The 12633-nt window shown below is 43.4% G+C and carries 10 protein-coding genes and 2 tRNA genes; 5 read left to right on the forward strand and 7 right to left on the reverse strand.

All coding sequences use genetic code 11. The features are described from left to right. Positions 1-57: 57 nt before the first annotated feature. The 6 genes from FQ083_RS09090 to FQ083_RS09115 form a co-directional block, all read right to left on the reverse strand. Complete coding sequence (locus FQ083_RS09090; protein WP_149409618.1) at positions 58-1743, reverse strand: ABC transporter permease; 1686 nt, start codon at positions 1741-1743, stop codon at positions 58-60. Between the two features lie 53 nt (positions 1744-1796). Beyond that, a complete protein-coding gene (locus FQ083_RS09095) occupies positions 1797-2921 on the reverse strand; it encodes a Fe(3+) ABC transporter substrate-binding protein (RefSeq protein WP_020443822.1) in 1125 nt (374 codons plus the stop codon). Positions 2922-3182: 261 nt separating this feature from the next. Continuing rightward, positions 3183-3926, reverse strand: a complete 744-nt coding sequence (locus FQ083_RS09100) for a 16S rRNA (uracil(1498)-N(3))-methyltransferase (protein ID WP_149409619.1) — start codon at positions 3924-3926, stop codon at positions 3183-3185. Positions 3927-3934: 8 nt separating this feature from the next. Then, a complete protein-coding gene (locus tag FQ083_RS09105; protein WP_149409620.1) occupies positions 3935-5530 on the reverse strand; it encodes a 3-deoxy-D-manno-octulosonic acid transferase in 1596 nt (531 codons plus the stop codon). A gap of 122 nt (positions 5531-5652) precedes the next feature. Next, positions 5653-7152: a tetratricopeptide repeat protein gene (locus FQ083_RS09110; RefSeq protein ID WP_149409621.1), complete on the reverse strand. Its 1500-nt coding sequence runs from the start codon at positions 7150-7152 to the stop codon at positions 5653-5655. 102 nt (positions 7153-7254) lie between these two features. Continuing rightward, entirely contained in the window at positions 7255-8898 is a 1644-nt protein-coding gene (locus tag FQ083_RS09115; protein WP_149409675.1) for a cardiolipin synthase, read from the reverse strand. Positions 8899-9179: 281 nt separating this feature from the next. Between FQ083_RS09115 and FQ083_RS09120 the strand changes: the two genes are divergently transcribed. From FQ083_RS09120 to FQ083_RS09135, 4 genes are all read left to right on the forward strand, one after another. Then, positions 9180-9255 (forward strand) — tRNA-Val (locus tag FQ083_RS09120). Positions 9256-9320: 65 nt separating this feature from the next. Further along, positions 9321-9397 (forward strand) — tRNA-Asp (locus FQ083_RS09125). A gap of 201 nt (positions 9398-9598) precedes the next feature. Continuing rightward, positions 9599-9901 (forward strand): pyridoxal-phosphate dependent enzyme, encoded by a 303-nt coding sequence (locus FQ083_RS09130; protein WP_020443827.1) that lies wholly within the window; start codon positions 9599-9601, stop codon positions 9899-9901. 56 nt (positions 9902-9957) lie between these two features. Further along, positions 9958-10437, forward strand: coding sequence for a hemerythrin domain-containing protein (locus tag FQ083_RS09135; RefSeq protein ID WP_149409622.1), 480 nt, complete (start codon positions 9958-9960; stop codon positions 10435-10437). Positions 10438-10607: 170 nt separating this feature from the next. Here FQ083_RS09135 and orn read toward each other — a convergent pair whose 3' ends face one another. After that, positions 10608-11195 carry an oligoribonuclease gene (gene orn, locus FQ083_RS09140; protein WP_149409623.1) on the reverse strand — a complete coding sequence of 196 codons (588 nt, stop codon included), beginning with the start codon at positions 11193-11195 and terminating at the stop codon, positions 10608-10610. 251 nt (positions 11196-11446) lie between these two features. Here orn and rsgA point away from each other — a divergent pair, with 251 nt between their 5' ends. Further along, the gene (rsgA, locus tag FQ083_RS09145; RefSeq protein ID WP_149409624.1) at positions 11447-12550 is read left to right on the forward strand and encodes a ribosome small subunit-dependent GTPase A; all 1104 of its coding nucleotides are present in this window, start codon (positions 11447-11449) and stop codon (positions 12548-12550) included. Positions 12551-12633: the final 83 nt, after the last annotated feature.

Here is a 12633-nt window from a genome sequence, read left to right on the forward strand (position 1 = left end):
AAGCACCAATTAGAATCCGTTGATCATTTAAGCACAATATTTTAATTAAAAAACACCTTAACCCTGCTTATCGCTTTGACGCAGTAATATCCAAACAGGAATAAGACCGACCAATACAATCAACAAACTTGGTAATGCAGCGCGACCCCACATGCCTTCACTGGTCATTTCAAATACCCGAACGGCTAGCGTATCCCAACCTTGACGCCGCGTCATCAAAGTAATCGGCATCTCTTTCATTACTTCGACAAAACCCATCAACAAACCCGTTAATACCCCTGGGCTCAATACGGGCAACATCACTTGCCGCCAGCGCTGAAAAGGACTATCGCTAAGCAATTTAGCAGCCGCTTCTTGATTGACGGTCAAGCGCTGAAGCTGACGGTCTACCGGCTGAAAACTGACCGTCATAAAACGGGTTGATAGAGCCAGCAGCATCACGATCACACTCCCAGATAAAAACTGCGTGGAGGTTATGCCATAAGCAATTAGCTGATTATCCAGCCACGCAATCGGAATAAAGATCCCGACCGCTAATACCGTACCCGGCACCACATAGCCCAAATTGGCTAAAGTAGTCATAAGCTTGGTAGATTTGTCCGGATATTGACGCTTAATCCACGCAATCATAATCGCTAAGACCGCAATAAACGCAGTGGTAATACTAGCAATCATGAGGCTGTTGGTGACAAAATCAATATAGCGGGCATCAAAATCTTGCTGAAAATTTGCCGCTGTCCAATAGATAAGCTGTGCAAACGGGATCAAAAATGCTATCAAGAATACCAGCGTACAAAGCAGCGTCATAGCAAGCTTAGCTGGTTTACTGACTTCAAAACGTTGGCTACTACCTTGGGTAATAATATTACCGCGTTTTGCTTGCCAATATTGTTCAAACAAGACAACGATGAAGACCACACCAATTAATAGTGCTGCCAACTGTGCCGCTGTCGTCAAGCTAAAAAACCCAAACCAAGCTTTATAAATGGCAGTAGTAAAGGTATCAACATTGAATACTGACACCGCGCCAAAGTCTGCTAGCGTCTCCATACTTGCCAGTAGCAAACCACCGATGACCCAAGGTAATGCTTGCGGTAATGCCAACCGAAAAAACACTCGACCACGACTTAAGCCAAGCATCTGCCCAGCTTCAATAGCTCGCCTACCTTGAGATAAAAAGGCTTGGCGCGCCAGCAAATAAACATAAGGATAAAAAGCCAATGACAAGATCAGCCCTGCACCCCAGACGTTACGTACCGACGGAATGGCAGTCGTAACCCCAAAATCTCTTAATGCGGTTTGTAATGGTCCACTAAAATCAACGATACCAACTGTGACAAATGCTAAGACATAAGCTGGCATAGCAAGCGGCAACATCAGCGCCCACGAAAAAAACCGCTGTCCAGGGAAGCGGTACATACTCGTAAGCCATGCCAATGCCGTGCCAATCGTGCCAGAAATTACTGTGACCATTAATAATAAAATAGCCGTATTTTTGAGGACTTGCGGCAATACGTACTCACGCATATGCCCCCAAATATCAGCGACGGGCTGTATCCATGACAATAACACGATTAAAATCGGTACTAGCATAAACAACGAAATCAGTCCTAAGACTGATTTCGAGATGACACGTTTACGGGTAGCATGGTCTTGGCGAATAGATTTACTCGTATTGCCTGTCTCATTACTTTCATTGACAGTATTGTTCTGACTTGCAGACGATTCTGGCATTGTTATCATAAGTTGTTACCGTGTCATACGCATCATAACCCCATTAAATGACTGGCAGACTTTTATTTATAGCCTGCTTTGTCCATCATTTGAATAGCTTGGGTTTGTAATGCACCAAATTTCTGTACATTGATGTCATCTGGTTTGAACTGACCCCAAGATCTAAGCATCTCTGACTCATCAATCCCAACTTTGACTGGGAATTCTTTATCAGCGCTAGCATAAAGACCTTGTGCGTCATCAGAAGACAACCATTCCATCAGTTTCAATGCGCCATCTGCATTGTCTGAACCCGTTACTACGCCAGCACCTGAGATATTAACGTGCGTGCCTGTCGTACCTTGGTTTGCCCAAAATATTTTTACTGGGAAATCAGGCTTTTCATCAAGCAGGCGACCATAGTAGTAGCTATTGGCAATACCCACTTCACACTGACCAGCAGCGATAGCTTCTAGTAGATTGGTATCATCACTGAAAACATCAGTAGCTAAGTTAGCAACCCAACCGCGGATGACCGCTTCTGTTTTTTCAGCACCTAAATGCTCCATCATGCTCGCAACCAATGACTGGTTATAAACCTTTTTCGAGGTGCGTAGACATAATTTGCCTTTCCACTTTGGATCCGCCAAATCTGCATAAGTAGATAATTGATCAGCGCTTACTTTACTTGGGTCATAAAAAATCGTACGGGCGCGCAATGACAAACCTGTCCAGCGACCTTCTGGATCACGATACTTAGCCGGTACATTTGCTTCCAAAACGCTAGAAGCAACAGGTTGCAGTAAACCTTGCTCAGCCGCTTGCCATAAGTTACCTGCGTCAACTGTCAAAAGCATATCGGCTGGGGTATTCTGACCTTCAGCTTGCAGACGCGCCATCAGTGGACCATCTTTGTCTGTAACCAGCTCAACCTTCACACCCGTCTGTTCAGTATAACGATCTAACAATGGCTTGATTAGCTGCTCATTACGTGATGAATAGATAGTCACTGTCTGCCCATCAGCACTCGCCGCGTTGTCTTTTGCTACTTCTTGCTCAGTGCTTGGTGCTGGCGTTTCGGCATCAACACTTTCTTCTGGCGTCGATGATTTACTACAGCCAGCAAGCGCCAACATCATGCCAAATACGGCAACCGGTAAAGTAAGTTTAGCAGAAGATAAATTTGCACTGATTACATTCAATGACATGGTTTTCCCCATAATAGCGCGGCAGATAGGTAGGATAAAAAGACATTAAAAATCATGGATTGATAGGATTAAAAAGACCCTAATGTCTGGAAAGCATATACTAATGGAAATGATATTAATTATCAATACATTTATTTAGCCCGATTATTTAGTTAAATAATTGACAATTAATGCTGTGTATAGGGGTTTTTTAATGGGGTTTTGATGCCGTTGTAATGAATCTTGCCGCATTTCCAACTAAGACTTATATCAGTTATTATCTTACAATAACCATTGCCCCAGAATAGCATTGACTGCCGCTTCGGTGCGCAATATTCGCGCACCGATATGTACCGCTTGGCAGCCTTGCCTTGCAAGCAGCTCAACTTCATAATCAATCCAGCCGCCTTCTGCACCGATAAAAACCATGCTTGGTAGTATCGATTTCTGAGGTGATTCAGAGCTTTCTAACTGTTGTTGCACATACTCTGAAAACGATAATTCAGCATAAGGGTGAGCGACAATAGCTCGATTGGTGATTAAGTTTGCCAACTCATCTTCAACAAAGGGCTTAAAACGTTTTTGCAAACTGATACGCGGCGCGACGGTATCAACGCCTTGTTGCAGCCCTTCTAATACGAACTCATCAAGGCGACTCAGCATCGGGCTTTGCCAGTAGCTTTTTTGCGTACGATAGCTGTTAATCAAGATGATATCGTGGACGCCAAGCGCGGTCATATCCATAATCAGCCGGCGCAATACTTTTGGGCGTGGCAATGCCAACACTACCGTGAGATCAAGCTTAGGCGGCGGTGCTGTGACCAAACTTACCTCACATAAATCAATACGCTCAGGCGTCATATCAGCAATGACAGCAGTGCCAAGATTACCTTCTAGCTGTCCAATTTTTAGGGTATCGCCTACTTTCGCTCCCAGAACTTGGTTAACATGCTCAATTTGTGCCACTGCATTGATATGTGCAGATTTATTAGAGAAGCTTGCAGCTGGTAATAACATACAGTTCATAGTGGCTCTTAATTTGAATCTTGGCTAACGTTTTGAAGAGCATGCTGCTCGATGACTTTTTCTATCATCGATAATTGACGACTCAATACGGCTTGCTGCTGATCGGTCATCCGCGCGCCTGCTTGTCCTGCTTGCTTAGCCAACATTAAATGAATCAGCCAATATTTTAGTTGTTGATAAATCAGTGTCTCATCATCGGCAAATTTTTGGTTTTCGTTTGCTTGTTCATCATGATTATTAGTATGATCAATAGCCTGATAAAAAGGGTTGTTTGGCTGATATAACGCCCCTACGCTCGCCAGTTTATCCACGACACTTTGACAAGATTGAGTATGGACACCCATTAAAACCGGTGTCGCCACACTTGCCGGCTCAACTGGATTATGCCCACCAACATTGACCAATGAGCCGCCAACCAATGCCACATCGGCAAGAGCATACCAATTCATTAACTCACCCATGCTATCCGCCAGATAGACTTGAGTGTTTATATCAATAGCTTCTGCTGCACTGCGCCGTGCCATGGTCAAGCCTGAATTTTGAATGAGCGCTGCCACTTCATCAAAACGCTCTGGATGGCGCGGAACGATAATAAGTAGCGCTTTTGCCAATGCAGGGTTTGACAGTAATTGCTGCTGCCATGACAGTACCGTATTCTCTTCACCACCATGAGTGCTTGCTGCCAACCAAATTGGGCGATTGACCACGCCCAAATCACTCGCCGTCACACTCGTTTTTTCTGCTAACTCTGGCTGCTCGCTATTTACGATATCGACATCAATCGCCTTATCATCATCTGGCTCAGACACATTAGACAATTTAGGCGTATTAATGACCCACTTTAGCGAGCCTGCCACACGGATTTGGGCGCTATGCGCACCCAATTGTCGAAAGCGTTTGGCAGAGTCATTATCCTGCGCAATGATTAAACTCAAATTTTTCATCATGCTGGTGCTGACTGCGCCAATTTTTTGATAGCTTTTAAAAGAGGATGCTGACAGTCGCCCATTCACCAAGATACTTGGCATATGATGCTCAGATAATTTGGTTAAGATGTTTGCCCATAGCTCTGTTTCTACAAATAAGGCAGCAAGAGGTTGTACATGAATCAAAAAGCGCTCAATCACCGCCGGACTATCAACTGGCACATAACTTTGACTCAATCGACCTTGCGCAATGTCTTCTGCAAATCGACTGGCACCGCGCGCAAAACCTGTCTGGGTAGTATTGGTCAGCCATATCCGATAACCACGAGACAATAGTGCATCCAATAATGGCGCAACGGTATTGGTTTCTCCCAAAGAGACCGCGTGGCACCAGATGGTTTTATTTCGCTTATTAACATTGATGCTGCTGTTTAAATCCGCAGCTGGCAGATACGTTTCTGTGGCTATAGGAGGCGCAGGATAACGCTTACCAAAACGCTGTTCAACTTCTTGCTGATAATTATCACGCGCATGCGAGCGGCGCCATACTTGCAGGCGATATAACGGCTTTAATAAGCTTATGCCGACTTGATAATACACAGGCGGCTTATATACCGCTTGGCTTTGCAGAGGCTGTGCCTGAATGGAAAGATTTTTTGAGGTGTCAGAAGATGGCATGCAAAAGCCTAGATAATTAATGGAGCAGATAATAGGAGTCGCGCGCAAAAAACGCACCAATTCTACCTGAATTTATTGCCAAACAATACGTTTTTAAATTCAAGGATGTTGGTCATCGTTTTTTATACCAAAATAATAATGAGTAAGGCAATCACAATAATCACTGCAAACAATAGCTGATAGCGTTTAAGACTATGCTGCTCTTGCTTTTGGGTGTTGATTAACGTTTGTGCTTGTTGCCACTGATCGACTAAGCTTGCCGCTTCGATGTGCCCATTTTCTGCCGCTTGCTCGAGCCAATATTTACCAACCTTAAGGTCTTGCGTAACCCCTACGCCTTGATAATACATTTTACTCAGTAAGCGCTGAGCGCGGCTGTCATTTTTACTTGCCGCTTGTTGCACCCATTCAACCCCAGCCTCTATACCAGCGACTTTATCAGCGCCTTCGTTTGCTATCAGACCTTCGCCGAGCAGCTCATACATCGCTAAGTGCAACATCGCAGCACTGTTTCCTGCATTTGCAGCGTCTTCTAATCCCAACAAAGCCTGCTGCTTTGCTTGCAGATGCGCCTCTGAAAAGACGACTTGCTTACGGGGTTTTTCTTGCTTTGCAATATGACGTTCAAACTGATCTAAAACCTTGCACGCCTTCTCATATTCAGTTTCGCCCGTGGTCTGTGTTACTTCTATCTCATGTAGCTCTGTTAATAGTTGGCTAAAAATCTCTGGCGTGGGTAGTTTTTTTGCGACTGCCGTGGTTTTTACTGGTTCTACTATAGGTGCTACCGTTGCGTTTGTTATTTCTATATATTCTGCTAAGGGCACTGATGTAATTGTAGTAGCTGATATAGAAGATACATTACCCATTTTGTCATCTGAAAGTTGAGTTGTCGCCATGTCTATGGACGACTTACTATTCGAATAAAGGGATGTGCTACTATTTTCAGGGCTTACTTTCTCAATAAATGCCTTTTCATTTGTTGTTTGAGTGTTTGGTTTATCTGCTACGGTCCTATCAACCAAATGAGGCTGATGATTTACAGCTTTTGGTAATCTGGCGCTCACCGCTTGGTATAAGCCACTAGCGACTTTATCACCTTGCGCCGATTTAAACGCGCGGTCGATATGACCAAATAAACGCATCCCTATCGGTTCTAAAGCAAAGAAAAGCGGCATATTACCTTTATCACTGCTATCTTTGGTATTAACATCAGTATCAGCGCCATAAAACATTGCCATATGCTGATAAAAATCATCGGTCGTCAGTACTAACTCAGGATAGCGGGCATCTAGCTCAAACTGACCAAACCAACGTGGCGATTGTTGCCATTGCTGCGCTAATACTCGTCCTGCATAAAACGCCAAAAACACCAAAAAGTTACGATAGCGCTCATCTTTTAATAACGTTGCTTCATCCCAAATGCTTGTTTTGACCATATCGCGGCGTATCTGAGACAGTAGCGTATCTATGCGCTGCAAGCTTGCCAGCGATTCATCCAAACCACAGTGATGCAAATCCACTTCGTAAGCGATACCGCCTGCGACAGCACGCCTTGCCAAAAAATCTTGCCAATAACCTGTTGCAATATAATCAAGGGGCGTTAAGGGCGATGCAGACATAAGAAACGCGTATCCTTTAAAAAAGTAAATTAATCATAGCGGCAATGAACTACAAGCAGTTATGCAAAATATAGTGCTTACCTTAACTTAAAATATGTAGTGCTACAATAATGGACTAAATAAGCGTATCACATTATCAAACAATCGTTCAGCTTTATGGCGCCGTTGCCACTCATCCAAGGTTAAAAAACGACAGCTTTGTAAATACGAATCTTGACAAGCGGCAACTTGCGCGACCATTTCAGGCGTATAAATCGCCAAACTGACTTCCATGTTCAGATAAAAGCTGCGCATATCGATATTGACGGTACCAAATATACAATAATCGTCATCTATAACTACTGTTTTGGCATGCAGCAGACCACCCTTAAACAGAGCAATGCTAACGCCCGCTTCTAACAACTCTTGGTAATACGCTTGCGAGGCGTGCTGAACTAAGAATGAATCAACCTTTTCAGGGATAATCAGCGTAACTTTGACCCCGCGCTTGGCTGCCGTCACTAGCGCGCCTGACAAAGCTTCATCCGGTACAAAGTACGGCGTTGTGATACAAATACAGTGATTAGCACGATGTAAAACGGTTACTAAGGTATTATAAATAACGTGAGCGGTCACTTGTGGCGCTGAAGGAATCAGCTGCGCGACCACGCCTTTTACCACTGGCATCTGCGGAATCACTGTCGACATCGCACCAGTACAGGGGTTTTCTACATTTTCTAGCCCATCATCCAATACTTTGATGCGACTATTGATGTCATTAATCGTCGGATTGCGCACATACAGCTTACGTGTGTAGCTGTTGACTCGTTGATGCAGCGCATCTAGATTGTCACTGTTTTCCGCCCCGATATCGGTCACCACCACTTTTGCCATTGCAGTCGCAATACTGATATCATTCTCGCTGACACTACGTATCGCCACATCAATCCATTCACCGACGTCTTTATTCTGCTTAAAAAACTTAGGATCAACCAAATTGAAGCTACCGATATAACCGATATAACCATCAATAACCACGATTTTACGATGATTACGCAAATCTGAACGCTTAAATAACGTTTTAAACAACCCTACTGGCAATGACTGATGGACAAAAACGCCTGCTTTTTCTAATTTTCGATGGGCCTTACTGTTAAAAAAACTAAAACTCCCCACACTATCAATCAGAATATGACACTCAACTCCGCGTTGAGCGGCTGCCATTAACGATTCTATAACATCAAGCACCTGCCCCTTAGGATAAATAATATAAAACTCCATCAAGATACTGCGCTGAGCGGCATTGATGTCATCAATCAAACGTTTAAAAATAATATTGGCGTGCGTCAACAGTTGCATCTCATGGTTTGAGAATACCCCAAACCCTGTCCAGCGCGTACCGATATGACTGACCCCACGGTAATGAGTCGGCAATACCTCTTGCCCTTCATCAAACACCAAGCGTTCCCGTTGTGCCATCTCATTCATCAGTAGCCGCGCTTGATCCATTCGCTGGCGATAACGTCTACCTATCATCGGCTCACCCACCAGCACATAGGCAATCAAGCCAAATACGGGCAAAGTAAACAAAACCGCTATCCATGCAATTGCCACCCCAATATTGCGCTGTACCGAGACAATGCGCAACGTCATCACAATCATAAGAATAATATGAAATATCAGACCTAGCCCAGCAAAGTCTGTCCAAGACCATGCTGCCACTTGCTGCTCAGTAGTAGATAAAGCTTCTATTGTTTTCGCCTCCAACTGGTAATAGCACAATATAATCAAATACGACCAATCAAGTATAGTAGCTTTTATCCGCCGCGCAATAGGTAACTATTCGTTGACTAGGTAGTTGTCATATAGGCTGTTACATCATCTAGCCATACTCTTAAAAGCCTTTTTAATAATCATTTTTTAAAAAATGTAAAATAGTGTTTGACAGCCATGTGTAAATCTATATAATACACACCCACAGCAGCAGAGCTTAGTGACAAACTTAGAGCTCGGTTGATGTTGAATAAATTGCTTAGCAATTGTTCGAAGGGTGATTAGCTCAGTTGGTAGAGCGTCTGCCTTACACGCAGAATGTCGGCGGTTCGAATCCGTCATCACCCACCACTATTTAGTATAGCGTTACTCTAAAATAGTAAGCTAAGTGGTTAAATAAACTAAGTACGACCTAAGCAGCGGTAGTTCAGTTGGTTAGAATACCGGCCTGTCACGCCGGGGGTCGCGGGTTCGAGTCCCGTCCGCTGCGCCATATTTAAAACTTAGTTTTAATACAAAAGTTTCAACCTCAAGTATTTATATTTGAGGTTTTTTTGTGTTTATTATTTACCTAAATCTCTATTATATATAATCCCCGCCTTTTAAACCTTCCGTCCTCCCGTGGCTCACTGCAAAAATTGCTAAGCCAGCTCGCGCATTTCATTGTCAAATTGATGGGTAGCAGCCAACACTTTTGGTCTCGTTACCACTGCTGGCAACTACACTCGACGTTAAATCAATTTTAGTAAAAGATGAATCAAAGCGTTTTGGACTTAATGTCTATAAAGCTCTAGGTGGCTCCTATGCTTTAGGATGTTTATTAGCAAAATACCTTGATATAGATATAGTTGATATTGATTTAGCAACTGTCGACTCTAAGCTTGGTAAACCTTTGGTATTTGCCACTGCAACAGTAGGTAATCATGGTATTGGCGTTGCATGGGCTGCACAGAAAATAGAACAAAAAGCAGTTATATTCCAAAAGGTTCCTCGTTAGTGAGTGCGGGGCGTATACGTGAAGTATAATTTATTGAATCATTACGGGTTTTTATTATGAAACGTGCTAATCAATTACAGTCTTTATCTCGCCAACATCACCTTGGACTTAACCTGTCTCGCCATGCTAAAGAATGTACTGATGAGCCTGCTGAGATTGCCAAGCATTGGCATTATCTCATGGCTTATATTAAAAATATGCAAGCTCACTTTAAGATTGAGGATACCTTAATCGCTCATGTTTTAGAGCCTTACCGTGCCTCTCATACTGAGGTTGCCTCAGTACTTAATACTTTAGATGTTCGACATAGACAGCTATATAAACTAATGGATGAAACTGAGCGTTCACATAAATTTATCAATAAAGAGGTAACCGCTGCGCAAGTTCAAGCATTAGGCACGCTTTTATACGACCTTATTCGTTTTGAAGAGCGTGAGTTATATCCAGCCGTTGAAAAACACCTGACGGAAGCAGAGCTCAATGCCATTTATGAAGCGAGCCCTGACAGTATCAAACGTACTGATGAGCTGCGTTAAAAACTAAGACAGCCTTATTAATCATGACTCAAATAACACCTCTAAATTATAATTTGGATTATTTAATACAAAAAAGCCTTCAAACAAATTAGCCCAATCGTAGCGCTTGATTCATCTGAAGGCTTTCTTGATACCTTTTTTTCTAAGGTGCCGATTTTAAGGTATCTGCTTTAAGGTATCAGTTTAAAGAAATGCTGACGATAGTGCTTAAGCTCACGAATTGAGTCACGAATATCATCTAACGCTAAATGACTGCCGCCTTTCTCAAAATTCTTGAGGACATCAGGACGCCAGCGGAAGCAAAGCTCTTTAATAGAAGACACATCAAGGTTTCGATAATGAAAAAACCGCTCTAGCTCAGGCATTTGACGCGCCATAAAGCGGCGATCTTGGCAGATTGAATTGCCACACATTGGCGACTTACCACTATCGACCCATTTATTCAAAAATTTAATGGTTTCAGCTTCCGCCTCAGCCAATGTCACCGTACTACGGCGTACACGGTCAACCAATCCTGATTGACCATGCTGCTTGGTATTCCAGTCATCCATACCGTTTAACTTTTGATCTGATACTTTAATCGCAAAGACAGGTCCTTCAGCAAGGACATTCAAATCTTCATCGGTGATAACAGTCGCTATCTCGATAATCTCATCATTTAGAGTATCAAGTCCGGTCATTTCTAAATCAATCCATACCAGCCCTTTTTTGCCTTGGTTTCTGATTTTAATTTTATTGGGATGGTCGCCGATGGTCATAAAATATCCTATGGTCAATAAAGTTTGAGACAACTTACAAGCAATGCTTTAATAGCAATATGAATAAAATAATGCGCCTATCTAACTATCTCAGTGCAAAAAATATTTGTAATTAGGCAACTGTGAATTTCACTTAGAATTTATGAATACTAAAATATTACAAAATCTCTGCCCAGTGCAGGCGCTTTAGGCTGTATGTTAGCAAATTTTCACGCTACACTGAGCAATATTTTATAATAGGTCACCAACCCATGGCATTAATCCGACAACGCAAACTAACGAAACAACAGATTCGGCGCATCGATAAGCAGCAATTATTAAGTCAAGACAGTATCGATGACAGTTTGATGGATGGTGTGGTCATGGCGCATTATGGCAAGCAATTGGAAGTGCAAGTGACCAGCTTACCATCATTCATACCTGTGCAGCCTGAGGTTGCACCTGATGACCCTGAGCCGTTTTGGCAAGAGTTGGCACTCGGTGATATTTGGCGCTGCCACGTACGTACCAATCTACCAATGCTAGCAGCAGGTGATCAAGTGCGCTGGAATGCTGACTCTAATACAGGATTTGGTCGGATAGAATCAGTCAAACCACGTACGTCATTGGTATCCCGACCTGACCGCTATCATAAGCTCAAGCCTGTCGCCGCCAATGTCGATATTTTGGCGATCGTATTTGCACCCTTACCTGCTGCCGCCCCGACACTTATAGATCGCTATTTAGTCGTTTGCCATCATGCTGGGGTCAAGCCTTTATTAGTGCTGAATAAAGCCGATTTATTGGCTCAAGAAAAAGGCGTCGATACCAATGAGTTATTGGCGCAATATGGTGCACTTGGTTATGAGAGCGTTTTGACCTCAGTTGACTGTCCTGAAAACGTCGCGGATAGCGATGAACAGGAAGGACTTGACGAGCTAAAACGCTATATCGATAAAAAGCTGGTTATTTTTGCAGGGCAATCTGGCGTCGGTAAAAGCAGCTTGATCAATGCGCTGCTACCTGAATCAGCACAAAGCGTGAATATCATCTCTGATAATTCAAAACTTGGTCAACATACCACCACCACCAGTCGCTTGCTGCCCTTTAATCCAGCCGATTTGACCCAAGGCGGCATCGTCGATACCCCTGGTATTCGCGAGTATGGTATTTGGCACTTGACGCCTGATGACATTATTTCTGGCTTTATTGAGCTTGCACCATTATCTGGTGACTGTCAGTTCCGCGACTGTCGCCATACTCATAACAGTAAAGGCTGCGCGTTATGGGAAGCAGTTGCTGATGGCAAAGTATTGCAGCGCCGCGTTGAAAACCTCGTGACGCTAAGAGAAGAGGCAGATACTAAGCCCTATTGAGCCTTATTAATTCTTATCCACCGTTAATCACGATGATGACCATCACACGTTTACTATGGATAGGCTAATCGGTATAATAGCGC

The organism is Psychrobacter sp. ANT_H59, assembly GCF_008369225.1.
Classification (GTDB): Bacteria; Pseudomonadota; Gammaproteobacteria; order Pseudomonadales; family Moraxellaceae; genus Psychrobacter; species Psychrobacter cryohalolentis.

What these genes read in the sequence shown, in the direction of transcription:
- FQ083_RS09090 (WP_149409618.1), bottom strand. Translation starts at nt 1,743, where the DNA reads ATGATAACAATGCCAGAATCGTCTGCAAGTCAGAACAATACTGTCAAT.
- FQ083_RS09095 (WP_020443822.1), bottom strand. Translation starts at nt 2,921, where the DNA reads ATGTCATTGAATGTAATCAGTGCAAATTTATCTTCTGCTAAACTTACT.
- FQ083_RS09100 (WP_149409619.1), bottom strand. Translation starts at nt 3,926, where the DNA reads ATGAACTGTATGTTATTACCAGCTGCAAGCTTCTCTAATAAATCTGCA.
- FQ083_RS09105 (WP_149409620.1), bottom strand. Translation starts at nt 5,530, where the DNA reads ATGCCATCTTCTGACACCTCAAAAAATCTTTCCATTCAGGCACAGCCT.
- FQ083_RS09110 (WP_149409621.1), bottom strand. Translation starts at nt 7,152, where the DNA reads ATGTCTGCATCGCCCTTAACGCCCCTTGATTATATTGCAACAGGTTAT.
- FQ083_RS09135 (WP_149409622.1), top strand. Translation starts at nt 9,958, where the DNA reads ATGAAACGTGCTAATCAATTACAGTCTTTATCTCGCCAACATCACCTT.
- orn (WP_149409623.1), bottom strand. Translation starts at nt 11,195, where the DNA reads ATGACCATCGGCGACCATCCCAATAAAATTAAAATCAGAAACCAAGGC.
- rsgA (WP_149409624.1), top strand. Translation starts at nt 11,447, where the DNA reads ATGGCATTAATCCGACAACGCAAACTAACGAAACAACAGATTCGGCGC.